Annotated in this window: 19 protein-coding genes; 7 read left to right on the top strand and 12 right to left on the bottom strand. The window is 70.7% G+C overall.

The window, feature by feature from the left end; all coding sequences use genetic code 11:
• Window positions 1–3: 3 nt before the first annotated feature.
• From FMM06_RS01040 to FMM06_RS01025, 4 genes are read right to left on the bottom strand one after another with little or no spacing between them, the layout of a single operon-like run.
• On the bottom strand, window positions 4–909 hold the full coding sequence (locus FMM06_RS01040) for a tyrosine recombinase XerC (RefSeq protein ID WP_143554370.1): 906 nt from the start codon (window positions 907–909) through the stop codon (window positions 4–6).
• 9 nt (window positions 910–918) lie between these two features.
• Window positions 919–1,572 (bottom strand): fructose-6-phosphate aldolase, encoded by a 654-nt coding sequence (gene fsa, locus FMM06_RS01035; RefSeq protein WP_143554369.1) that lies wholly within the window; start codon window positions 1,570–1,572, stop codon window positions 919–921.
• Between the two features lie 4 nt (window positions 1,573–1,576).
• Window positions 1,577–2,128: a hypothetical protein gene (locus tag FMM06_RS01030; protein ID WP_143554368.1), complete on the bottom strand. Its 552-nt coding sequence runs from the start codon at window positions 2,126–2,128 to the stop codon at window positions 1,577–1,579.
• Window positions 2,125–2,547, bottom strand: coding sequence for a hypothetical protein (locus tag FMM06_RS01025; protein ID WP_407925178.1), 423 nt, complete (start codon window positions 2,545–2,547; stop codon window positions 2,125–2,127). Before FMM06_RS01025 ends, FMM06_RS01030 begins: the two co-directional genes overlap by 4 nt.
• A gap of 102 nt (window positions 2,548–2,649) precedes the next feature.
• On the opposite strand from FMM06_RS01025, the gene FMM06_RS01020 reads away from it, so the two are divergent.
• Entirely contained in the window at window positions 2,650–4,827 is a 2,178-nt protein-coding gene (locus tag FMM06_RS01020) for a primosomal protein N' (RefSeq protein WP_143554366.1), read from the top strand.
• Window positions 4,828–4,881: 54 nt separating this feature from the next.
• Entirely contained in the window at window positions 4,882–6,063 is a 1,182-nt protein-coding gene (locus FMM06_RS01015) for an FAD-dependent oxidoreductase (RefSeq protein WP_143554365.1), read from the top strand.
• Here the strand turns inward: FMM06_RS01015 and FMM06_RS01010 are convergent.
• From FMM06_RS01010 to FMM06_RS17325, 5 genes are read right to left on the bottom strand one after another with little or no spacing between them, the layout of a single operon-like run.
• Window positions 6,058–7,206, bottom strand: coding sequence for a CaiB/BaiF CoA transferase family protein (locus FMM06_RS01010; protein ID WP_143554364.1), 1,149 nt, complete (start codon window positions 7,204–7,206; stop codon window positions 6,058–6,060). The two genes, FMM06_RS01015 and FMM06_RS01010, sit on opposite strands and share 6 nt — an antisense overlap.
• A complete protein-coding gene (locus tag FMM06_RS01005) occupies window positions 7,203–8,975 on the bottom strand; it encodes a glycoside hydrolase family 127 protein (protein WP_143554363.1) in 1,773 nt (590 codons plus the stop codon). The genes FMM06_RS01010 and FMM06_RS01005 overlap by 4 nt, the downstream gene beginning before the upstream one ends.
• A gap of 7 nt (window positions 8,976–8,982) precedes the next feature.
• Window positions 8,983–11,127, bottom strand: a complete 2,145-nt coding sequence (locus tag FMM06_RS01000; RefSeq protein WP_143554362.1) for a formylglycine-generating enzyme family protein — start codon at window positions 11,125–11,127, stop codon at window positions 8,983–8,985.
• Window positions 11,128–11,129: 2 nt separating this feature from the next.
• The gene (locus tag FMM06_RS00995) at window positions 11,130–12,086 is read right to left on the bottom strand and encodes a PfkB family carbohydrate kinase (protein ID WP_143554361.1); all 957 of its coding nucleotides are present in this window, start codon (window positions 12,084–12,086) and stop codon (window positions 11,130–11,132) included.
• Window positions 12,087–12,114: 28 nt separating this feature from the next.
• Window positions 12,115–14,349 carry a TonB-dependent receptor gene (locus FMM06_RS17325; protein ID WP_185964985.1) on the bottom strand — a complete coding sequence of 745 codons (2,235 nt, stop codon included), beginning with the start codon at window positions 14,347–14,349 and terminating at the stop codon, window positions 12,115–12,117.
• 186 nt (window positions 14,350–14,535) lie between these two features.
• Between FMM06_RS17325 and FMM06_RS00985 the strand changes: the two genes are divergently transcribed.
• Genes FMM06_RS00985 through FMM06_RS00970 form a run of 4 tightly spaced genes read left to right on the top strand, consistent with a single transcriptional unit; the run spans window position 14,536 to window position 20,112 of the window.
• Window positions 14,536–15,357, top strand: coding sequence for an HpcH/HpaI aldolase/citrate lyase family protein (locus tag FMM06_RS00985; RefSeq protein ID WP_143554359.1), 822 nt, complete (start codon window positions 14,536–14,538; stop codon window positions 15,355–15,357).
• A complete protein-coding gene (locus FMM06_RS00980; protein ID WP_143554358.1) occupies window positions 15,354–17,765 on the top strand; it encodes a sodium:solute symporter family transporter in 2,412 nt (803 codons plus the stop codon). Before FMM06_RS00985 ends, FMM06_RS00980 begins: the two co-directional genes overlap by 4 nt.
• Window positions 17,762–18,646: a LysR family transcriptional regulator gene (locus FMM06_RS00975; RefSeq protein ID WP_144237017.1), complete on the top strand. Its 885-nt coding sequence runs from the start codon at window positions 17,762–17,764 to the stop codon at window positions 18,644–18,646. Before FMM06_RS00980 ends, FMM06_RS00975 begins: the two co-directional genes overlap by 4 nt.
• Entirely contained in the window at window positions 18,643–20,112 is a 1,470-nt protein-coding gene (locus FMM06_RS00970; protein WP_143554357.1) for a carboxylesterase/lipase family protein, read from the top strand. The genes FMM06_RS00975 and FMM06_RS00970 overlap by 4 nt, the downstream gene beginning before the upstream one ends.
• Before the next feature lie 3 nt (window positions 20,113–20,115).
• On the opposite strand, the gene FMM06_RS00965 is transcribed toward FMM06_RS00970, so the two are convergent.
• From FMM06_RS00965 to FMM06_RS00955, 3 genes are read right to left on the bottom strand one after another with little or no spacing between them, the layout of a single operon-like run.
• Window positions 20,116–21,447, bottom strand: a complete 1,332-nt coding sequence (locus FMM06_RS00965; RefSeq protein WP_143554356.1) for an MFS transporter — start codon at window positions 21,445–21,447, stop codon at window positions 20,116–20,118.
• Between the two features lie 30 nt (window positions 21,448–21,477).
• Complete coding sequence (gene purU, locus FMM06_RS00960) at window positions 21,478–22,338, bottom strand: formyltetrahydrofolate deformylase (RefSeq protein WP_143554355.1); 861 nt, start codon at window positions 22,336–22,338, stop codon at window positions 21,478–21,480.
• Entirely contained in the window at window positions 22,335–23,225 is an 891-nt protein-coding gene (locus FMM06_RS00955; RefSeq protein ID WP_143554354.1) for a methylenetetrahydrofolate reductase, read from the bottom strand. The genes purU and FMM06_RS00955 overlap by 4 nt, the downstream gene beginning before the upstream one ends.
• 93 nt (window positions 23,226–23,318) lie before the next feature.
• Here FMM06_RS00955 and FMM06_RS00950 point away from each other — a divergent pair, with 93 nt between their 5' ends.
• Window positions 23,319–24,032: an alpha/beta fold hydrolase gene (locus FMM06_RS00950; RefSeq protein WP_143554353.1), complete on the top strand. Its 714-nt coding sequence runs from the start codon at window positions 23,319–23,321 to the stop codon at window positions 24,030–24,032.

The following is a 24,032-nucleotide window of genomic DNA, read 5'->3' as shown; positions in this document are numbered from 1 at the left end:
GGTTTACGCTCGCGGGTGGGCGTTGCGGTAGACGTCGAGCAGCTGCGCCGCGTCGACCTGCGTGTAGATCTGCGTCGACGACAGGCTGGCGTGGCCAAGCAGCTGCTGGATCTGGCGCAGGTCCGCCCCCCGCGCCAGCAGATGCGTCGCGAAGCTGTGTCGCAGTGCGTGGGGTGTCGCGGTGTCGGGCAGGCCGAGCGCGGCGCGGGCGCCCGCCACCGCACGGCGGACGAGTTCGGGCTGCAGCGGGCCGCCCTTTGCACCGCGGAACACCGGGCCCTCGGCGGGCCAGGGCGACAGCTTCAGATAGGTCGCCACCGCCTCGCGCACCGCGGGCAGCAGCGGCACGACGCGCGACTTGGCGCGCTTGCCGGTGACGGTCAGCGTTTCGGCCAGCGGCAAATCCGCAGCGGTCAGCGACAGCGCCTCCGAGATCCGCAGCCCCGCGCCGTAGCACAGCAGCAGCACCGCGGTGTCGCGCGCCGCGATCCACGGCTGCACCGCTGCATCGCCCGCGACCTGCGCGAGGTCCTTCGCCGCCGCCGGGCTGAGCGGGCGCGGCACGCGGCGCGGCACCTTGGGCGACCTGAGCCCCGCCAGCGCGTCGCGCTTCAACCCGTGGGTCCGCGCCGCCCACGCCAGAAAGGTCCGCAGCGCCGACACGTCGCGCGCCAGCGACGCATTGACGAGCCCCTCCCCCCGCCGGCTGCTGAGCCAGGCGCGGATATCGGCGCGGGTCAGGTCGTCGAGCGTCGCCTGCGTCACCGCCTCGCCGCGGCTTTGGCCGATGAAGGCGACGAAACCGTGCAGCGTCGCGGCATAGGCGCGGATCGTATGCACCGAACGGCGTCGCGCGTGCGTCAGGCTGTCGAGAAACTCGACGACGAGGGTGGTCGCCGTCGCGGTCACACGCCCGCTCTAGACAATCGACTGCCCGGTCTTGCCCCAATCGTCGAGGAAAGCCGCGAGGCCCGAATTGGTCAGCGGGTGGTTGGCGAGCGCGCGGATGACGCCCGGCGGCATCGTCGCGACGTCGGCGCCGAGCTTCGCCGCCTGCAGCACGTGCACGGGGTGGCGGACGCTGGCGACCAGGATCTCGGTATCGAACGCGTAATTGTCGTAGATCGTGCGGATATCCTCGATCAGCAGCATGCCGTCCTGACCGATGTCGTCGAGACGCCCGACGAAGGGCGAGATGAACGCCGCGCCCGCCTTCGCCGCGAGCAGCGCCTGCGCCGCCGAGAAGCACAGGGTGACGTTAACCATGACGCCCTCGTCCGCCAGCTTGCGGCAGACCGTCAGCCCCTCCATCGTCAGCGGCAGCTTGATGCAGATATTGTCGCCGAGCTTGCGCAGCACCTCGGCCTCGCGCAGCATTTCCTTGGCACCGACGGCCACGACCTCGGCCGACACCGGGCCCTTCACGAGCCCGGCGATCTCGGCGATGACCTCGAGGAACTGGCGCCCCGACTTGTGGATCAGGCTGGGGTTGGTGGTCACGCCATCGAGCAAGCCGGTCTCGGCAAGCGACGCGATTTCGGCCGTATCGGCAGTGTCGACGAAGAATTTCATGGGTTCAGCTTTCGGGGCGGCGGCGCATCGCCAATAGCCGGGCGAGCGCCACCCGTCGAGCGGCGGGATGCGCCAATGCGAGCGCACTGCCGACCGCCACGCCCATCTCGGGTGGTTCGCTGTGAAGCACGAAATAGGCGAGCGCGAGTACCGCAGTCGCCGCCGCCGCGATACCCAGACCGTCGCGCCCCCAGCGCGCCTCCACCCAGCGCAGCGGCACGACGATGCCGATCACCACCGTCGCCGCCAGCCAGGCCCACGACAGCCATCGACCGAAGCCGTCCACGAACGGCAGGTCGATCATCGCGTAGCCGCGCATCGCCTTCGGAAACAGGTCGGGCGCGCAGTGGATCGCGGTGCCGAGCGCCAGCCCCGCCGCGACCGGCGCCAGCCACGCCTGCCGCCGCGCCGCGAGTGCGACTGCAAGCGGCAGCCACAGCCCGTGCGTGACGATGCTGCGATGCGTGAGCAGGGGCAGCCACTGATCGAAATCGGGCCACATCAGGCCGAAGACCGCAGCACAGCCGGCGAGCAGGATCGCGACGGGCGCACTCACCGGGTCGGCAACACCTCGATCTGGCTCGGCGTGCCGACGACGACATGCGTCTGGTAGTAATATTTGCCGGTCGGCGCGCCGCCGTCGGTGAAGTTGATGCGGACCCGCCGCGCCGCGCCGCGCACGCTGATCGTGCGGCCGATCAGCCCCTTGGCGAGTGGGCCGTAGCGCTGCTCCAGTTCGCCCTGCGCGTCGGGCAGGATCGCGATGCTCAGATTGCGCTGGTCGCGGTAGTCGGCCTCCGAATTGAGGTAGAGGCGGTCGCCGTCGCGGCCCGTCGCGCGCACCTTGAACTCGAATACCCCGCTCGTCGCATGCGGCGCGGCGTTGGCGGCGGCGAACACCGCCTGCATCGGCGTCAGCGCCTGGCGCGGCGTCGTCGCACACCCCGCGACGAGCAGCGCGCCTGCGATTGCCAATGCCATTTTTAAGCCCATGCGCGCATCGTAACGCGTGCACGCGACGCCGCCAACGGATTGCCGCTATGGCGGGCCGACGGCGCGCCGCCTATCTGCGGGCGGGTGAGCGAAGCCAGATCCCGTGTCCGCGTCCTCGTGCTCCAGTACGGGCTCGGCGCGCTCGACTATGCAGTGCCCGATGGCACGAGCCTCGCGCCCGGCGACATCGTCGCGGTGCCGCTGGGGCCGCGGATCATCACCGGGGCGGTGTGGGAGGCCGACGCCCTGCCCGCCAAGGACGTGCCCGACGCCAAGCTGCGCGCCGTCGCCGCGCGCCTCGACGTGCCGCCGCTGCCCGCGCCGATGCGCCGCCTGATCGACTGGGTCGCCGACTATTACGTCGCACCGCCGGCGGCGGTGCTGCGCATGGCGCTGTCGGTGTCCTCGGCACTGGGGGGCGACCGGACGCTGGTCGAGTATCGTCCGACGGGCACAACGCCCGCCCGCGCGACGCCGCAGCGCACCGCGGCGCTGGAGCGCATCGCCGGGCGGCAGGGTACGCCGCGCGACCTGGCGCGCTGGGGGCAGGTGTCCGACGCGGTGATCCGAGGTCTGGTCACCGCGGGCGCGCTGGCGAAGGTCGAGGTGGCCGCCGACGCGCCCTTCCCCGTGCCCGACCCCGATTTCGCGCCGCCGCGCCTCGAGGCTGCACAGGCGCAGGCTGCCGCGGCGCTCGTCGCCGATGTCGAGGCGCGCGCCTTCGCGCCGACGCTGCTCGACGGCGTCACCGGATCGGGCAAGACCGAGGTGTATTTCGAGGCCGTCGCCGCCGCCCTGCGTGCCGGCGGGCAGGTGCTGGTGCTGGTGCCCGAGATCGCGCTGACCGCGCCGTGGCTCGACCGCTTCGCCGCGCGCTTCGGGGTGCAGCCCGTCGCGTGGCACAGCGACCTGAAGGCCAACGCCCGCCGCCGGGTGTGGCGCGCGGTGGGCAGCGGCGACGCGCGCGTGCTGGTCGGGGCACGCTCGGCGCTGTTCCTGCCGTTCGCGAAGCTCGCGCTGATCGTCGTCGACGAGGCGCACGAGTCGAGCTTCAAGCAGGAGGAGGGCGTCCACTACCACGCCCGCGACGTCGCCGTGGTGCGCGCACAGCTGGAGGGCATCCCCGTCATCCTCGCCACCGCGACGCCGGGGATCGAGACGCGCGTCCAGGTCGAGCGCGGCACCTACAAGCGGCTCGACCTGCCGGCGCGCTTCGGCGGCGCGACGCTGCCGGTCATCCGCGCGGTCGACCTGCGCCACGCCCCGCCGCCGCCGGGCCACTGGCTGAGCCCGCCGTTGGTCGCCGAGCTGCAGGTCAATCTCGAGGCCGGCGCACAGTCGCTGCTGTTCCTCAACCGCCGCGGCTATGCCCCGCTGACCCTGTGCCGCGCGTGCGGCGAGCGGGTGAACTGCCCCAACTGCACCGCGTGGATGGTCGAGCATCGCCTGACCCGCCGCCTGCTGTGCCACCACTGCGGCTTCGCCTGCCCGCCCCCGCCCGAATGCCCGGCGTGCCATGCGCCGGGCAGTCTGGTGCCGTGCGGCCCCGGCGTCGAGCGCATCGCCGAGGAAGTGGCACGCCTGTTCCCCGCGGCGCGCGTCATGGTGGTGACGAGCGATACCATCTCGTCACCGGCGCGCGCCGCAGCGCTGGTCGCGGCAGTCGAGGCGCGCGAGATCGACATCCTGATCGGCACGCAGATGCTGACCAAGGGCTATCACTTCCCCGGCCTGACGCTGGTCGGCGTCGTCGATGCCGACCTCGGGCTGGCGGGCGGCGACCTGCGCGCCGGCGAGCGCAGCTTCCAGCAGATCGCCCAGGCCGCGGGACGTGCCGGGCGCGGGGCCGAGCCGGGGCGCGTGCTGCTCCAGACGCACCAGCCCGACGCACGCCTGATGCGCGCCCTCGTCGCGTACGACGCGGAAGGCTTCTACGCCGCCGAGACCGAGCAGCGCCGCGATGTCGGCGCGCCGCCGTTCGGACGCTGGGCGGCACTCGTCGTGTCGAGCGAGGACGAAGCCGCGACGATCGCCGCCGCCCGCGCCATCGGCCGGGCCGCCCCCGTGCTGCCGGGCCTGAGCGTCCTCGGCCCCGCGCCCGCGCCGCTGGCGATGCTGCGCGGCCGCCATCGCCACCGGCTGCTGGTGCAGGCACGCCGAGGCCTCGCGTTGCAGGACGTGCTGCGCGACTGGCTGGGCGGGGTCGAGCTGCCCTCGTCGGTGCGCGTCACAGTGGACGTCGACCCGTATAACTTCATGTAAGGCGCGGCACCGCGCCGCTGTCCGTTACGGCGCTGGCGGGGTAAGAAGCCCGCGATGCGCAGTCTCGATATCGCGGTGGCGGGGTGCGGTCCGGCGGGGCTGGCGGCGGCGCTGCTGCTGCACCGCGACGGCCACCGCGTGCGGCTGTTCGAACGCTTCGCGCACGCCGGGCCGGTAGGGTCGGGGCTGATGCTGCAGCCGACGGGGCTGGCGGTGCTCGACGCGCTCGGACTGGGTGACGCGGCGCGGGCCGCCGGGCGGCGGATCGACCGGCTGTACGGCAGCGCCGACGGTCGCACCGTGCTCGACATGCGCTATGCGGCGCTCTCGGGCGACCGCCACGGCGTCGGCATCCATCGGGCGACGCTGTTCGACCTGTTGTTCGATCGCGTGCAGGCAGACGGGATCGAAGTCGAGACCGATCGCGCGGTGGCCGGGACGACCAACGCCGAAGGGCGGTACCTCCGCTTCACCGACGGCAGCAGCGCGGGGCCGTTCGACCTGGTCGTCGACGCCCTGGGCAGCCGCACGCCGCTGGCGAAGCCATGCGGACGCGACCTCGCCTATGGCGCGCTGTGGGCGAGCCTCGACTGGCCGGCGCAAGGGTTCGACGGCGCGGCGCTCGAACAGCGCTACCGCGCCGCGAGCGTCATGGCCGGCGTGCTGCCGATCGGCACGACGCCGGGGGCGCCGGGCGACAAGGCGGCCTTCTTCTGGTCGCTGCGCGCCGATCGCCTGCCCGCGTGGCACGCGGCGGGGCTCGACGCCTGGCGCGCCGACGTCGCGGCACTCTGGCCCGCGGCCGAGGCATTCACCGCGCAGATCGACGACCCGGCGCAGCTGACCTTCGCCCGCTACACTCACCGCACGCTGGCCCGGCCCGTCGCGCCCGCCCTCGTCCATATCGGCGACGCCTGGCATTCGACGAGCCCGCAGCTGGGCCAGGGGGCGAACATGGCGCTGCTCGACGCCTATGCGGTGGCGGCGGCCCTGCGCGCCGCGCGCTCGCCCGACGACGCGCTGGCGCGGTTCGTCGCGCTGCGCGGGCTGCACATCCGCGTCTATCAGGCGATGAGCGCGCTGTTCACGCCGGTCTATCAGTCCGACAGCCGGGTCATCCCCTGGCTCCGCGATGCGGTCGTCGGGCCGCTCGCGGGGCTGTGGCCGGTGCAGTGGCTGCAGGCGACGATGGTCACCGGGCTCGTCGGCGCGCCGTTGCGCCGGCTGGGGCTATAGTGCGATCGCCTCGCCGTCCTCGTCGAGCGAGGGAGCGGCGAAGGGCGCGGGGCCGGGGGTGCGCGAGAATTTGACCGGCCGGGTGATGCCGCGGTAGCTCCCGAGCGTCGGGTGGGGGATCGTCGCCATCAATTCCTCGGCCGCGACCTGGGGATCGTCGAACATGTCCTCGACCGCGCGCGCCACCGAGCACGGCACGTCGTCGGCGAGCAGGTCCTCCCATTCCGCGGCGGTCCGGGTCAGCAAGACCTCGCGCAGCTGCGGTACCAGCTCGTCGGCGTGTTCGGCGCGCTTCTTTACCGTGTCGTAGCGCGGATCGTCGGCGAGCGCGGCCAGGCCGGTCAGTTCGCACAAGGCGCGCCAGAAATGCGCGGTGTTCGCCGACAGGTACAGCCAGCCCTCGGCCGTCGGGTGCAGGCCGGTGATGCCGCCCGACCGCATGTCGCGCGAGATGTCGTGGCGCTCGCCCGGCCCCTGCACCATCCGCGCCGACTGCATCGCCATCGCACTGCGCAGCAGCGACACGCCGACATATTGGCCGACGCCGCTGCGGGTCCGTTCGTACAGCGCCGAGGCGACCCCGCTCGCGACCAGCGCGGCGGCATAATAATCCACCGGCGAGCCATAGGTGAGTTCCGGCGGGCCGCCGGCGCGGCCCTGCAGCCGGGTCATCCCCGTCATCGCCTGGAGGACCTGGTCGTACCCCGCCTTGCCCGCCATCGGCCCGGTCTCGCCGTAGCCGGTGACCGCGCAATAGATCAGCCGCGGATTGAGCGCCGCCAGCGTCGCGAAGTCGATCCCCAGCCGCTCGGCGACGCCGGGCCGAAAGTTGTGGACCAGCACGTCGGCCTCTGCCGCAAGGTCGAGCAGGACGCCGCGGTCGCCGTCCTGCTTCAGGTTGAGCACGATCCCGCGCTTCGATCGGTTGACGCCGAGGAAGGCGCGGTTTTCGCCCTCCAGCGTCGAGGGATAATGGCGCAGATTATCACCCGCCGGCGGCTCGACCTTGATGACGTCCGCGCCCTGGTCCGCCAGCATCGTGCAGCCGTACGGCCCGGCGATATAGGCGCTGAGGTCGAGCACCTTGATGCCGCTCAGCGGCCCGTCGGGGCCGGTACGCTTGGGGCTGCGGAAGCGGGTCATGCGGCGTCTTCGGGGGCGAGGCGCAGCCACGTGAGACGCCACGCGCCGTCCTGCCGTCCGCCGGCGCGGTAATAGGGCTCGAAGGCGATCGGCGCGCGGTCGCGGGGGGACAGCATCAATCCGTCGTCGCCGGCCGGCGCGACGGCGCCCGCGGCCAGCCGCACCGTTTCCTCGGCCTTGTACCCGTCGACCAGGCCGGTCGCATAGACCAGCGGCCCGCGCGTCAACGCGACATAGTCGTGTCGCAGCACCTCCTGCGCGACAGGCGTGCCATCGGGCGCGAGCGACTCCTGAACGTTGCGCGCGGCGGCACGGTGCAGCCGCGGCGGCATCGGCAGGGTCAGCGTCACCCGGTCGGCGGCGTCGACCCGGACATAGGTGTCGGCGGCGAGCGGACCCTCGACCCCGGTCAGTGTTGCGCCCTCCGCCCAGTCGGGAATGCGCACCAGCAGCGGAACGCGCGCATCGACGGCGATCGCGATGCGCTCGCCGAACGGGTAATCGGTCGTCTGGGTGATGGTCACCGGTCCGATACCGGGCACCTCCAGCGTCGCCTCGGAGGGCCCCAGCAGGTTGACCGCGACCGCGCCGTCCGCCGTCACGCCGTACGCGACCCCCGGCAGCTCCTCGACCGCGATCGCGCCGCTCGACTTGCAGCAGCGCCAATAGGTCGTGTTCACCCGCTTGCCGTTCGGGAAACTGTAGTAGCACCAGTCCTCGCCGTCGGCCGACTGCGCGCCGATCAGGTCGTTGTAGGCGGCGCGCTCGATCGCCTGCGCGAACTTCGCCTCGCCGAGTATGCCGATCAGTTCGCGGTTGAGCTGGATCCAAGCCATCGTCGAGCAGGTCTCGACATAGGCGTGCGGGCTGAACGCACCGGGCGCGTTGAACACCTCGCGCGACCGGTGCGCCACCCCGCCCCACGGACCGCCGCCCAGCGTCAGGTGATCGGCACGCACCCGCTCCCACAGCGCATGCACGGCCGTCAGGAAACGCGGCTCGCCCGTCGCGCGGTGCAGCTTCGCCAGCCCGACGAGGTTCCACAGCAGCTGGTACGCCTTGCCAGTCGCGATCGCCGACGGGTCTTCGCCGTTCAGCGCGGCGGTCAGGAAGGCGCTGTGCGGATCGCTTTCGGCCTGTGCCAGGATGAGCAGCGCGAGGTCGCGGAAGCGCGGCTCGCTGGTCGCGAAGAACAGCTCGCACGCCGGGTCGATCATCACCGTCGCCGACAGGCCGAAGTGATTGCCGAGATCGGTGATGCCGATGTCGCCCGTCGCCAGCGTTCGCGCGACGAGCTCGCCGATCCGCACCGCGGCTGCGAGATAGCGGTCGTCGCCGGTCGCACGCGTCGCCTCGATCAGGCCGAGGACCAGATAGGCATGGGTCCAGATATCCCAGGTGCGCAGTGCCGGCTCGCCGTTCCAGCTGTGCGGCTTCGGCGGCTGCCTGACCATGAAGCGCCGCGACGGCGGGTAGTTGCCGAGATAGCCGTCGGCATCCTGCAGCGCGATGAGGTGATCGGCGACGGCGCGCACGCGTGGCAGCAATGCCGGGTCGCGTGAGCGGGCGGCGGCGTAGAGCCATTTGCCGGCATGCTCGCCGTACCAGTCGCCGCCCTCGTTCGCTGCGACGGTCGGCGCGTCGAAGATCGCTATCGCCGGGCTGTCGGGACCGGTGACGAAGGTCGCCAGCCGGCCGGCACGGTTCGCCGCGACCGCGTCGCCGAGCGGTCCGCCCAGCGTCACCGCGCCGGGCGCAGCGAAGGTCATGGCCCGGTCAGAGGTCAAGCGCGCACCGGAAGCCGATCCCGCCCGACCGGTCCTTTGACGGCGCCATCAGCAGGTACTTGCCGTGGCTGTCGAGCGCATAGCCCTGCGGGAAATACCAGTGCGAGCTGTGCGGCTGGTACGGACTGCCGCCGCGGACGACGGCAGCGCGGACGTGCGCGTCGCGATACTCGTCGGTCCACTGCCAGACATGGCCGGTCATCGCCATCACCCCGAACGGGCTGGCGCCCTCAGGGTGCGCGTCGACATCGGCGAGTGCGGGCATGGTGCGCTCGAGCGACGGGGGCGGGACAGCGTCCTCGCGCCAGTCGTTGCCCCAGGGGTAGCGGCGGCCGTCCAGCCCTTGCGCCGCATACTGCCATTCCCACTCGCGCGGCAGGCGCTTGCCCGCCCAAGCTGCGTAGGCGCGCGCGTCCTCGATTCCGACCCACACGACCGGCTGCCGCTCGCTGCCGGGCGCGGGGGCGCCGTCGATCCAGTGGCGCAGGAAGTTGTGGGGGTCAGCGGGCGCATAGCCGCTCGCGTCGATGAACGCCTTGAAGTCGGCGTTGGTGACCGGGAAACGGTCGATCGCGAAGGCGGCGATGTCGATGCGGTGGCGGTGGAAGCGCCGCGCGTTCGGCTCCCACGGATACTGCACGTCGACCCCTTCGGCGTCATAGCCTTCGATCACCACGCCGTGGACGGCGAACTCGAAGGTCGCCGCGGGAACCGCGACCATCGTCGCGGGCGCCTCGCCATGGGGCTTCGTCGCCACGACGGGCACGAGCCGCTGCTGCGCCGATGCCCAGGTCGCCGAGAGGTCGGTCAGCGGGGTGGCGGCGTGCGTCGCCATCTCCGCAAGGAAAGCGTCGAGATCGCCACGGTCCGCGCCGGGTGCAAGCTGGAGCAGCGCCGCGAAACCGCGGGGCTCGAGATCGGCCCCGAAATATGCGCGGCCGTCGGCAATCCGCGGCGTCACCGCGCGGCCGTTCCACACGTCGAAATATGCGGCGCCGTCGACGTGCGCGACCGCGATCTGCTCGCCCGCGACGCCGTATTCGCAGCGGTTGATCAGTGTCCACAGCGTGGCGTCCTTGCCCGGCCAGCGGCTGGAGAAGATGCCCGACTGCAGCGTGCGGTCGTGCGGGATCCAGTCGTCGGTGACCAGCAGCCGGGCAAAGCGCCGCTGGATCGCCGCGACCCGACGCAGCGTCGCGGCGTCGCGGTCGGTCAGGCGGTTGACGAAGCCGAAGACATTCTCCCACGCGACATAGCCGATGCCGTTGAAGAAGGCGTGCTGCAGATCGCTCCAGCGTTCGCGGCTCCAGCGATTCTCGATCTGCACGATATGCCGCGGCTCGACCCACTTCAGCTTGACGACGATGGGGATCGTTTCGTTCGGGACGCGCTTGGTCCAGCTCTGCAGGTTCCAGCTGAGGATATGGTCGCCGGCCTGCGCGGTCGATTCGGGCTGCAGCACCACCGCGCGCCCGCGCGCCTCGCATGCGACGTGAAACGCGCGCGGCACGCCCGAATAAGTATCGCCGTTGATCCCGTCCGCGCCGACCGCCGCGACGATGTCGGCCATCCGCTCCCAGTCAGGCGCATCGCCCTCGCGCGTGCCGTGATCCCAGGGCATCGTCGGCAGGAACACCTTGACGCCGCGTGCATGGAAGTCGGCGACGACCTGCTTAAGCCCGTCGAGCCCGCCCGGCAGGTCGTGGACCAGGTCGAACTGGCCGCGATCGTCGACGCCGATGTTGGGGTAGATGTACCACAGCAGCACGCTGTCGACGCCGCCGAAGCGCTCGGTGAGGTCGTCGAGATAGCGGTCGACGGTGTAGCGCCCGGTCTCGGGATCGAAGAAATACAGGTCCTCGACCATCGTCAGCGCGTGGACGAAATTGCGCTGCGACCAGGCGAAATCCGGCGCGCGGTACAGGCTGTCGTCGAGCCCGATGCGCAGGCGATGCTCGCGCCGCCATTCGCGCAGGCCGGTCAGCCATTCGTCCGCCGCGCCCGCGACGTCGATCTTCCAGCGGCCCATGTCTTGGAACGGCCAGCCCGGCACCTTGCCGGGGGGCGGCAGGTACGGGCCGGTCAGCGCGTGGCTGAACTTGACGTCGCTGGTGGTGCGGTGGGGTGAAGACATGGTCAGGACGTTAACCCGGATGCGCTGCAATAGTCTGCCAGCGCGGCGTGCGTGTGCGACTCTGCGGCGGCTACGGCCATGAAGGCCTTGACTTCGGCGCGGGCCGGAATGCTCGACTGGGCGCCGGGGCGGGTCGTCGCCAGCGCGGCGGCCGCGCTCGCCGCCGCGAGGGCTGCGGCCAGGGCATCCCCCCGCGCCAGCGCCGCCGCCAGCGTGCCGCAGAAAGTATCGCCCGCCGCCGTTGTGTCGGTCGCGGTGACGCGGAACGCCGGTTGCAGCACGATCCGGCCATCGACCAGCGCACAGCAGCCGCGAGCGCCAAGGGTCACGATCGCGGTCGGCACGTCGAGTTTCGCCAAGCGGTCGGCGAGCGATCCCGCCTGCCCCACCAGGACGGCAAGCTCCTCCTCGTTCGCGACGAGCACGTCTACCGCCGCCAACAGTTCGGCCGGCACGGCCTGTGCCGGCGCGACGTTCAGCATCACTTTGACCCCCGCCCGCCGCGCCGCCCGGGCGTAGGCGGTGACCGTCTCGATCGGCGTTTCGAGTTGCAGCATCAGCCAGTCGACGCCGCTCAAGGTGGGCAGGTGACCGGGCGCCAGATCGGCGTTGGCACCCGGTGCGACGGTGATCGCATTCTCCGCCGCGTCGGACACGGTGATCAGCGCCGCGCCTGTCGCCCGGGCACTCCGCACGATGTGCAGCGCAACCCCGGCGCCGGTCAGCGAAGCCTCGAGAATGCCCGCCGCGGCGTCATCGCCCAACGCCACCAGCATCGCGGTCGAGGCACCACCGGCACGCGCGGCGGCAACCGCCTGGTTGGCGCCCTTGCCCCCCGGCACGATCGCCAGGTCGCCGCCCAGCACCGTCTCGCCCGGCGCCGGGATATGAGCGGCGTGCACGACGAAGTCGGCATTGGCGGACCCGGCGACCAGCACGCGCCCGCCGGGCTCCCCCATCACACCGACCCCCCGCCGCGTTTGCCGGTCAGAAGTCGCTGCGCAGCGACAGAGTGACAGTCCGGCCGCGACCCGCGAAATAGTTCTGGAAGAAGTCGATCTGCGAGAAGGCGAGGAAGTAGAACTTGTTGAACAGGTTCTCCGCCGCCAGCGACACCGTGCCGACGCCCTCGATCCGGTAGCCGACGGTCGCATCGAACAGGGTGCGGCCCTTGGTGCGCTCGGTGACGGTCGTGCCCGTGCGCACCGTTCGGTCCATCGTCTTGTCCATGCCCAGCGAGAACGACAGGTCGTCCATCGGCAGCACGGTCGCGGTGAGGTTCAGCTTCTCCGGCGCGATGTTGGTGATGCCGAGCTGGACGTCGAGCGGCGTCGTCACATTGTTCGACCGGCTCGTGACGCCCTTCACATAGCTGTACAGCCCGTTGAAGCGCAGCCACGGCGTCGGCTTGATCTCCGCCGTCGCGTCGAAGCCGGTGATCCGCACCGGACGCCGGTTGAGCACGAAGTCGAGCGTCGCCGGATCGACCGACAGGGTCGCGCCGAGCTTCGAATACGACCGGTAGTAGGACCCGCCGAAGCTGCCCCAGCTGCCGCGCCAGTTCGCGCCGATTTCCTTGTTCTCGAAGATCACCGCCTGCAGGTCGACGATGCCCTCGACCGTCTGCCCCAGCGTGTTGATGTTGCGCAGCGGAATGCCGACGTTGGGTAGGGTGAAGCCCTCGCTGTACGCCGCGAAGACCGAGAAGCCGCCGCCCAGCCGCGCGATGACGCCGCCGTTGAGCAGGTCGTTCTTGTACTTCAGCGTGCCACCCTCGACGAAGGCGCGGTTGCGGCGGAACAGCGTGTTGTAGTCGTCGACCTTCACCCGGCCGTCCTCGTGCCGGATGCCGCCGGTGAAGGTCACCGGGCCGAGGTCGTACGACAGCTGCGCATAGGGGCCGAAGCTCGTGTACTTGAGCGGCGGCACCAGCACGCGGTCGGTCAGCGCGAGGCGCTGCTCGGTGTTGTCGTACACCGCATCGATGCCGAGGCGAACTTCGAGGCCGGTGACGAACTCGGGCAGCGTGTAAGACGTCCGCAGGCCGTACTTCTTCGAGTTGATCTCCGACTGATCGACCAGCGTGCCGATCGGCGCGATCAGTGGATCCTGGCGGTCGTCGGTATTCTCACCGCCGAAGCGCATCGACTGACGCGCATAGTACAGCGTCGCGACGAGGCTGCCGCCGGCGAGGTCGGTGTTGCTGTAGTTGAGCGCCGCCTGCTTGAACTCGTTGAATTCGGTGCGGATGACGTCCTGCCCGTTGACCAGCAGCGTGCCGCGCACCGACGTATCCGGGATGCCGGTCGTCTGGTCGGTGCCGGGGGGCGGGCGGACGCCGGCGACGTAGTAGTAATTACCCTTGCTCGCGAGGCGGAAGTAGTTGCCGGTCGCCTCGATCCGCTGACTTTCGCCGAATTCGTACCCGGCCTTCAGGAAGAAGTTCTTTTGCGTGGTGTCGGCGAGCGAGCTCGACGCGCTGAGACCGATGCGGCGGCCGCGGGCGTCGTAGGTCGCGCCGCGGTCGACATAGGCAGCGGCGGCGAAGATGTCGAAGTCGCCGCCCTTGTACGAGACATCACCCTTGATGCCCCAGATCTCGCTGTCGTCGCGGCCCTGCGAGCCGAAGCGGCCGCCGATGTTGGCGTGCAGCCCGTCGCGCGTCGCGCGCTTGGTGATGTAGTTGATGACGCCGCCGGCAGCGCCGATGCCTTCGGACGCCGAGGCGCCGCCGATGACCTCGATCCGCTCGACGATCGACATGTCGGTGAAGGTCGCGTTGCGGCTGCCGTCGCGCAGCGGCGTCGACTGCGGGATGCCGTCGAACAGGTACAGCGCGGCGCGACCGCGCAGCGTCTCGCCCAGCGTGTTGAGCGTCTGGTTCGATTCCGAATAGCCCGGCACGGTCTTCGCCAGGATCGCGGTATTGTCCTCGGTGATCGTCAGCGAGCGCTGGACTTCGGCGGGGGTGATCACGGTGATCGCACCGGGGATCTTGTCGACCGCCTTCGGGGTGCGGCTGCCGGTGACGATGATGTCGCGGGCGTTGGGGTCGGCTTCCTCGTCGGCGGGCGCGGCGGCGGCTGCGGCGGCCGGTGCGGTGGCGGCGTCCTGGGCGCTGGTCGGCTCGGCGGGCTGCGGCCCGGCTGGCTGGGCGTGGACGCCCGTCCATGCGGCCGACAGCATCAACGTGCCGACGGTGGCGCGCGCGAAATTGATCATCAGTTCCTCCCCCATGTATTTTTTCCAACTCTATCGTCGTGTTGCGCCGGAATAAAACGGGCAGCGCTGCGTTCACTCCACGCATTTTGCGCGGTGTCGCGATGCCGCTTGCGCGTTTGCCCGGCTACACGATAGTTTTCCTGCGGTTCGCCGGAAGACGCGGACGCTCGAATGGGGGACAGGCCGGTGCGCAGCAAGTTGTTCGTCCCCGCCGCGCGTCCCGAGTTTTTCACGAAGGCTCTGGCCGGCGACGCCGATGCGCTGTCGTTCGACCTCGAAGATTCCGTCCCAGCCGGCGCCAAGGCAGCGGCGCGTGCGCGGCTCGCCGAGCTGCTGGCGTCCGACGCCGTGCGCGGCAGCGCCAAGACGATCATCGTCCGCGTTAACGGCCTCGATACGCCGGATTTTGCCGAGGATGTGGCCGCCCTACGCGGTGCGCGCGTCGATCTGATCAACCTGCCGAAGTGCGAGGACGCGGCGGTCATCCAAGCCGCGGCCGAGGCGGTCGGGGACACGCGGCTGCTGCCCACCCTCGAAACCCCCCGCGCGCTGGCCCGCGCCGCCGAGATCGCGGCGCACCCGGCGGTGGCCGGGCTGCAGGTCGGCCTCAACGACCTGTTCGCAACGTTGGGGATCGACCGGCGCAACGTCGCGCACGTCCATGCCGCGCTGTGGACGATCCGCATGGCGGCGGGCGAAGGGGGTTGCGTCGCCATCGACGGCGCGTGGCCCAACATCGACGACGCCGACGGTTTCCGCGCCGAGGCCGAGCTGGCGCGCAGCATGGGCTATGTCGGCAAAAGCTGTGTCCACCCGTCGCAGGTCGCGCTGGCCAACGCCGTGTTCGGCAACGATGCCGCGACGCTCGACCGGGCCCGGCGGATCATCGCCGCAGGGGACAGCGCCGCGGCGACGGGGCGTGGCGCCTTCACACTCGACGGCGAGATGATCGACCGGCCGGCGATCGAACAGGCGCGCACGCTGCTGGCCGGGGGGAAGGCACTATGATGCGTGTCGCGCCGCGGTGGCTGGCGGCGTGCTGGCTGGCCTTGCTGGCCTGTATCGCCGTGCCGGTGATGGCAGAGGACGGCGGCGTCACCGTCGTCCGGTCCCGCGCCCTGCCCGCGATGCCGGCGCTCCCCGGCGCAGGGACGCCGATCGTCGTCGCGGTCGAGGCGCAGCCCGTCGTGGTGCGCGGCGGCATGGCGGCGGTACTGCGCGACGATGCGCGCTGGGACCGGCTGGTTGCGCCGGGCGCGGAAGCTGCGATCGGCGGTGCCACCGACGGCCAGCGCGCCGCGCTGCTGTTCGGCAGCGCGGGCAGCGTCGACAGCGCCGCCATGATCGCTATCGACGGCGCGGCGCTGCGACTGAGCCCTTTGCCTGCCCTGCCCGCCGCCCTGACGAGTGCGCAGGCCGCCCTGCTCCCCGACGCGCTGGTCGTCGCCGGAGTGACCCCGGACGGCTCGCCCCGGCTGCTGAGCGCACCGACCGCGGGCGGCGCCTGGACCGAGCTCGCCGCCTGGCCCGGCGACGGCACCCCTGTCGCGCTCGCCGCGCGCGGCACCGCGCTGTTCCTGACGGTCCGGGCCCCGGATGGCGACCGCCAGCTGCGCTGGACCGCGAAGGAAGGCTGGGTCGCGCGCACCGCCGCCCCCGCGCCGGTCGTCGCCGGATCGGCGCGCGCGATCGGTCAGGCCTATCTGCTCTATCTCGCCGGGGGCGGGGCGGAGGCGGGCTGGTACAGCTACAGCACGATCACCGACGCCTGGGCACCGCTCGGCTACCGGCTCGCGCAGGGCGGCGCGGTCGCGCCCTATCGCAACGGCATCGTCGCGGTCCGCGCCGACGGCTCGGCATCCGCCGCCGAGCTGGAGCTGCAGCGCCGCCCGCTCGGCTGGCTCGATTGGTCGATCATCGTCACCTACCTCGCCGCGATGCTGGGGATCGGCTTCTACTTCTGGCTGCGGTCCCGGATGGGATCGACCAGCGAGTTCTTCCTCGGCTCGCGCACCATCCCCTTCTGGGCGGCGGGCATCAGCATGTTCGCCACCAACACCAGCTCGATCTCCTACCTCGCGGTGCCGGCCAAGGCGTTCGACACCGACTGGCAGTATCTGATGTCGAAGATCGTCACGGTCTTCGCGCTGATGGCGGTCGCCTTCTGGGTCATTCCGCTGTTCCGCCGCCTCAACCTGGTGTCGGTGTTCGGTTATCTGGAGACACGCTTCCACCCGGCGATCCGGATGCTGTCGTCGGGCCTCGCCATCCTGATGCACGTCGGCGGGCGGATGGGCATCGTGCTGCTGCTGCCCGCGCTGGCGATCGGCACGATCACCGGCACCAACGTCGTCCTGTGCATCCTGGTCATCGGCGTGTGCACGATCGTCTACACGGCGCTGGGCGGGATGAAGGCGGTGATCTGGACCGACGTCTTCCAGGTCATCGTCCTGATGTCGGGGGCGATCTTCGCGATCGCCTTCATCGTCCACACCATCGGCTTCACCCAGATCGTCGATACTGCCGCGGAGTTCGACAAGACCAAGCTGGTCAACGTCAGCTTCGATTTCACGACGCCGACGCTGTGGGGCCTGCTGATCCTCTACACCTTCGACACCATCCTGACCTTCCCCAAGGATCAGGTGCTGATGCAGCGCGTGCTGTCGACCACGTCGGAAAAGCAGGCGAGCCGGTCGGTATGGTTCTTCGCCGCGATCCTGCTGCCCGCGGGCATCCTGTTCTACATCATCGGAACGGTGCTGTTCGCCTATTACCGCGCGCGGCCGACGCGGCTCGACCCGTTGCTGCCGATCGATGCGGTTTTCCCCAGCTTCATCGGCACTGAGCTGCCGCACGGCGTGACCGGCATCATCATCGCCGGGCTGTTCGCGGCCGCGATGGGGACGCTGAGCGGTACGATCAACTCGGTCGCGACGCTGCTCTCGGTCGACTTCTACGAGAAGCTCAGGAAGTCGCCGCCGTCGCAGAAGCAGGCGGTGCGCTTCGCCGAATGGATGACGGTGCTGATCGGGCTGATCGGCGTCGGCATCGCGATCGTCCTGTCGCGCCTCGAGATCCGGTCGCTGCTCGACCTGACGATCGAGCTGTTCGGCCTGCTGGGCGGCAGTTGCGCGGGCGCCTACACCCTCGGCATGTTCACGACGCGCGCCAACTGGCAGGGCACGGCGATCGGCATCGTCGGCGCGTCGATCGTCACGCTGATCGTGTGGATCTTCGGCCTGGTGCACCCCTATTTCTACCTGGCGATCGCGATCGGCATGTCGATTTTCATCGGCTATCTCGCCAGCCTGCTCTTCCCCGCGCCGAGCCGCGAGCAGCTGTACGGCCTGACCGTCTTTACCGGCGGCGGACGCAAGGGGCACGCAACTCCCCCCGAACCGGAGCGGCTCGCATAGACATCCATTTCCTGAGGACGTTCGTCGCGGTCGTCGATCAGGGGTCGATGGCGGCCGCCGCGCGCCTGCTGAACCTCAGCCCGTCGGCGATCGCGCAGCAGCTTCAGGCGCTGGAACGCGAAATCGGCGCGCCGCTGATCGTCCGGGTCGGGCGGACGGTGCGGATGACCGAGCAGGGCGGGCGGATCCTTGCCCATGCGCGCCAGCTGCTTCGCGACGCCGCCGACCTGAAGAGTATCGCGAACGACGACGCGCTGAGCGGCGAACTCCATCTGGGGGCGTGTACGACGCCGCTGATGGGGATGCTGCCCGAGATCCTGGCGCGGGTCAGCGCGCGCTTCCCGGACATCACCGTCCATATCGAGTCGGGCAATTCGGCGCAGCTGTATGCGCAGGTCGAGGCCGGCAACCTCGATGCCGCCTTCGTGCTCGAGGCGCCCTATCCGCTGCCCAAGACCAGCGAGTGGCGCGTGCTGCGCGAGGAGCCGCTGATCGTGCTGGCTCCGGCCGCGCAGGCGCACCGCGACCCGCACGACCTGCTGACCAACGAGCCGCTGATCCGCTACGACCGCAACCAGTGGGGCGGGCGCCACGCCGACGAATATCTGCGCAAGTGGGGGATCCGCCCGCACGAGCGCTTCGAACTCAATGCGCTCAACGCCATCGCGGTGATGGTCGACCGCGGCCTGGGCGTCTCGATCGTCCCCGACTGGTCGCCGCCCTGGCCCGAGGGGCTGAACGTCGCGCGCCTGCCGCTGCCGACGGCGGAGATTGGTAGGCGGATCGGCATCGTCTGGTCGCGCAGCACGATCCGGCTGCGGCTGGTCAATATCCTGCTGGCCGAGGCCGTCGCCGCATCGCGCGCCATCGCCCACGCATGAGCGCCGAGCCGCAGGTCGCGTGCCCGGCCGGCCGGTTCATCGGCGCGACAGTCGATGGCGTGACCCGCTTTTTGGGCATCCGCTACGGCCGCGCCGCACGCTTTAGGGCGCCGGTGGCCGAGCCGGTCGCCCGCGAGCCCGTGCGCGCGCTGGAGTATGGCCCGGTCTGTCCGCAGCGTGGCAAGCGCCGCCCGCAGTCGGAGGATTGCCTCGTCCTCAACGTCTGGACCCCGGATGCCCGCGCCGGCGCGCGACTGCCGGTCATGGTCTATATCCACGGCGGAGCATACGCCTTCGGCAGCGGCGGCGACCCGGTCAGCGACGGGCGGCATCTGGCGGCGCGCGGCGTCGTGGTGGTGACGCTCAACCACCGGCTGAACGCGCTCGGCTATCTGTATCTCGCGCGCCTGTCGCCCGATTATCCCGACAGCGGCAATGCGGGGCAGCTCGACCTGGTGCTCGCGCTGCAATGGGTGCGCGATAACATTTCGGCGTTCGGCGGCGATCCGGCGCGGGTCACGGCGTTCGGCGATTCGGGCGGCGGCGGCAAGGTCACGACCCTACTCGCCATGCCGGCGGCGCACGGGCTGATCCACCGCGCCGCGACGATGAGCGGCCAGCAGGTGACGGCGTCGGGCCCGCTCAACGCGACGCGGCGGGCGCAGGCCTTTCTGGCGCGGCTGAAGACCGATGCCGCGGGCGCCGCCGCGCTGCCGGTCGAGCGGCTGATCGAGGCGTTGGATACCGAGGACCCGGTCCTCGGCGGGCCGGTCTACATGGGCCCGGTGCTCGACATGCGCGTGCTGCCGCGCCACCCGTTCTGGCCCGACGCGCCGCCGCAGTCGCTCGGCATCCCGATGCTGACGGGCAATGCGCGCGACGAGATGCGCGGCTTCGGCGACCCCGACGGCGAATTTGTCCGGACAATGGACTGGACCAATGTCGCAAATCGCATCGCCGCCGAGCTGCCGGTCGATGTCGCGCCCGAACACATCGTCGCCGAATACCGCCGTCGCCTTCCCGCCGCGACCGCCGCCGACGTGTATTTCCTCGCGACCACCGCGGGCCGCAGCTGGCGCGGGCAGCTGGAAGTCGCCGAGGCCCGCGCCCGTGCCGGCGCGCCGGTGTGGCTGTATCAGACCGACTTCACATCGCGCGCCGATCCCCGCCGCGGCGCCTTCCACTGCATCGACGTGCCCCTGCTGTTCGGCACGCTCGACGCCCCCGATGCAGGCACGGGCAACGACGCCGACGTGCGTGCGGTTTCGCGCGCGCTGCAGGACCGGTTCATCGCCTTCGCGGCGTCGGGCGATCCGAACCTTTCCGGGGCGCTGGACTGGCCGCAATACGAACTCCCCCGACGCGCGACGCTGATCATTGATGTCGAGCCCCGCGTCGCCGACGACCCGCGCGGATGGCAGCGCCGGTTGTTCGCCGACGCGCCCTACGTGCAGCCGGGCACCTGACGCCTAGCCCGGTACCGCCTGCACCCGTCGCAGCGCCATAAGCAGCACGGCCGCGACGAGTGCCCCGGCGCCAACGATCGCGATCGCCAGCGCGATGCTGGTCCCGGCCGCGATCAGGAAGCCGCCGATCACCGGCCCGAGCACCGCCCCGCCGCGGCCGATGCCGATCGCCAGACCCGTGCCGGTGACGCGAAGCTCGGTCGGGAAGGACCGCGCGAGCAGCGCGTACAGGCCGACGATGCCGCCGAACACGCAGACGCCAGCGAGAAAGGCGACCGCCTGCAGCGCCGGCAGGCCCGCGACCTGGCCGAAGACGACGAAGGTCACCGTCGTCCCGATCATCGCGACGACGACGAGGCGCGTCAGCCCCAGGCGCGGTGCCGCCCAACCCAGCGCCGCGCCGCCGACGACCCCGCCCAGGCTCATCATCGCCGACGTCCGGATCGCGTCGGGGGTGGTGTAGCCGAGGTCGGTCAGCAGCTTCGGCAGCCAGCCCGAGAAGAAATAGAAGGTCGTCATGTGGAGGAAATAGGCGGCCACAAGCAGCAGCGTGACGGTACGGAAGCGCGGGCCGAACAGCTCCGCGAAGCTGCCGCGCGATACCGGCGCCGCGGCCAGCACGACGTCTGCTGCAAGCGGCGGGTGGCCCATGCGCGCGAGAATATCGTCGATCCGCTGGCGTGCAGCGGGCGTGCCCTGCCGCACCAGATATTCGAGCGATTCGGGCAGGCCGAACCAGACGATCGGAATGAAGGCTGCGGTGATCACCCCGCCGGCGACGAAGATCGCCTGCCAGCCGTGGGTGACGGCAAGCTCGGCCGTCGCGAACCCGCCGATCAGTCCGCCGAGCGGCAGGCCGACCGTCATCAGCGCGACCGACAGGTCACGCCGCCGCTCGTTCGAGAATTCCGACGCGACGGCGTTGATCGCCGCGACCATCCCGCCGATGCCGATCCCGGTAATAACCCGCCAGAAGCACAGGCTGAGCAATCCGGTCGCCGTCGCGGTCAGCAGCATGCCCGCCGCCATCAGGATCAGGCTGACCAGCACCAGCGGGCGCCGGCCGAAGCGATCACCCAACGGCGCCAGCGCGAGCGAGCCGAGCGACATGCCGGCAAGGCCCGACGACAGCGCGATACCCAGCTGCGCCGGGCCGATGCCCCAGTCCTTGGTGATCCCGGGCGCGGCAAAGGTGATCGCCAACACGTCGAACCCGTCGAGCGCGTTCAGCGCGACCGACAGGCCGACCACACCGACCTGCTGACGGCTCATCGGCGCCTTGGCCAGCGCCAGCGTGACGGGATTGCCGCCCGCGACCGAAACTGACCCTGCCATTCAAACTCCCCAGTCGATGCCGGCCGTCGTTCAGTTGCGGAAGACGACGGTTCGCGTCCCGTTTAGCAGGATGCGGTCGTCGAGGTGATAGGCGACGGCGCGCGACAACACCCGGCGCTCGATGTCGCGGCCCTTGCGCACCAGATCCTCGGGCGTGTCGGCATGGCTGATCGGTTCGACATCCTGCGCGATGATCGGTCCTTCATCGAGGTCGGCGGTGACGTAATGCGCGGTCGCGCCGATCATCTTGACCCCGCGGTCGTGCGCCTGGTGATAGGGCTTGGCGCCCTTGAAACCCGGCAGGAAGCTGTGGTGGATATTGATGCAGCGCCCGGACAGGAAGGTCGCGAGATCGTCCGACAGGATCTGCATGTAGCGCGCCAGCACGACGAGATCGGCCCCGGTCTCGGTGACAATGGCCTTGATCGCGGCTTCTTGCGCCGGCTTGGTATCGCGGGTCACCGGCAGGAAATGATAGGGAATGTCGCCGATCATCGAGATCTGCATCGCGTCCTTCGGGTGGTTCGAGACGATCCCCACGACGTCCATCGCCAGCTCGCCGATGCGGCAGCGGTAGAGCAGGTCGCCGAGGCAGTGATCGAACTTGGAGACGAGCAGCAGCACGCGCTTGCGCTCGGTCGACGGGCGCAGCGTCCACGCCATCGCGTGCGCCTCGCCGATGCTTTTGAAGTCGGCGCGCAGCGTGTCGACGGTGACCGCGGGGTCGATTAGCTCGAACACCAGCCGCATGAAGAACTGGCCGGTCTGACGGTCGTCGAACTGCTGCGCGTCGAGGATATTGCCGCCGCGGCTGGCAAGGAAACCGGCGACCGTGGCGACCAGCCCGGGCCGGTCGGGGCACGACAGAGCCAGAGTGCAGACGTCGGTCATGTGGCGGCCCCCCGGTGCGCAGCGCGGTCGTGTTCGACGATCCACTCGACGGTACGCGCCAGCCCGCCGAAGGGATAGAAATGCAGCCGCACCGCCCCGTGCGCCGGCGTGATCCCCGCTGCAAGTGCGTCGACGAGCCGGTCGGGCCCGGCGGTGCCGAGCAGGCGGGTCAGCGACACGCCGTATTTCGCCATCACCGCCGCCGATGCCCCGACGCCGCAATGCGCGGCATAGCGGATCAGCGTCTTGATCCCGGCCGGCCCCGGCACGCCGATCCGCACCGGCGCGTCGATGCCGCGCGCCCGCAGCTCGCCGAGCCACGCCAGCAGCGGCGCGGCGTCGAAGCCGAACTGGGTGACGATCAGCGTCGCCATGCCGCGCGCGGCGATCTCCCGCCGTTTCTCGTCGAGGGCAATCCAAAGCGCGTCGCCCTGCATCGCGGGGTGGCCGTCGGGGTGACCGGCGATGCCGATCGCGGTGATGCCGTGGCGTTCGAACAGGCCGGTGCGGAGCAGCGACATCGTGTCGGCGAAGGGCCCGACGGGCACCGGCGGGTCGCCTGCGACGAGGAACATGCGCCTGACGCCCGCCTCCCTTGTCGAGCGTTCGACGATGGCGACCAGCTCGTCGTGCGATGCGAAGCGCCGCGCCGACAGATGCGGCATTGGCTCGAAGCCAAGCTCGCGGACCTTGATCGCGGCGGCGATGCGCGCGTCCATCGTCTCGCCGGGCAGGAAGGTGATCGCGACCGGCGTGTCGGGCCGGACGGCGGGCGCCGCGACGATCAGCGCATCGACATCCTTCGCGGTGATTTCGAGCGAATAGCCGTCGGTCATCACCGACGGCCGCGGGCGCGCCCAGTCGGGGTGAATGGCGCTGGCATCCATCGTCGGCGTCTCCTCCCCGGCGCGTCGAACGCCTCTAGCGTCTCCCCATTTATTCGGATACCAGAATGTTTCACAAGCGCGAACTGGGAAACCATGACTGCGGCGTCGACGCCACCGCTGCTCCTCTTGCCCGGCCTGATGTGCGATGCGCGGATCTTCGCGGCACAGCTGGTCCGTTTCGGCGAGGCGACGGCGATCGACGGCTTCGGCACGCGCACGGACTTCGGGGCGATGGCGCGCCATGTCCTCGACACCGCGCCGCCGCGTTTTTCGCTGCTCGGCCATTCGATGGGGGCACGCGTCGCGCTCGAGGTCGTGCGCCTTGCCCCCGACCGCGTCGTCCGCCTTGCGCTGGTCAGCACTGGCACTCACCCCGTTCGCCCCGGCGAGGCCGACAAGCGCCGTCGCCTCGTCGAGATCGGCCGCACGCAGGGCGTGAGCGCACTGGTCGACGAATGGCTGCCCCCGATGCTCGCGCCCGCGCACCGCACCGATCCGACGATGATCGAACCGCTGCGGGCGATGTGCGAGGCGGTCGGCGTCGCCGCCTTCGCGGCGCAGATCGACGCGCTGCTGTCGCGCCCGGCCCTCGAGACGCTGCTGCCGGCGATCCGCTGCCCGACGCTGATCGCGGTCGGCGACGCCGACGAATGGAGCCCGCCCGCGCAGCATGTGCTGATCCGCGATGCCGTACCGAACGCGCGCATGACGATCGTCCCGGGCGCTGGACATATGCTGCCGGTGGAAGCACCGGCGGCGCTGAACGACGCGATCGCCGACTGGCTGTCGCTGCCCCCGCTTCACTGA

The organism is Glacieibacterium frigidum (assembly GCF_007097155.1).
Taxonomy (GTDB): Bacteria; Pseudomonadota; Alphaproteobacteria; order Sphingomonadales; family Sphingomonadaceae; genus Glacieibacterium; species Glacieibacterium frigidum.
Note: the sequence above shows the minus strand (reverse complement) of the source record. Positions and strands in the feature narration are given on the sequence as shown.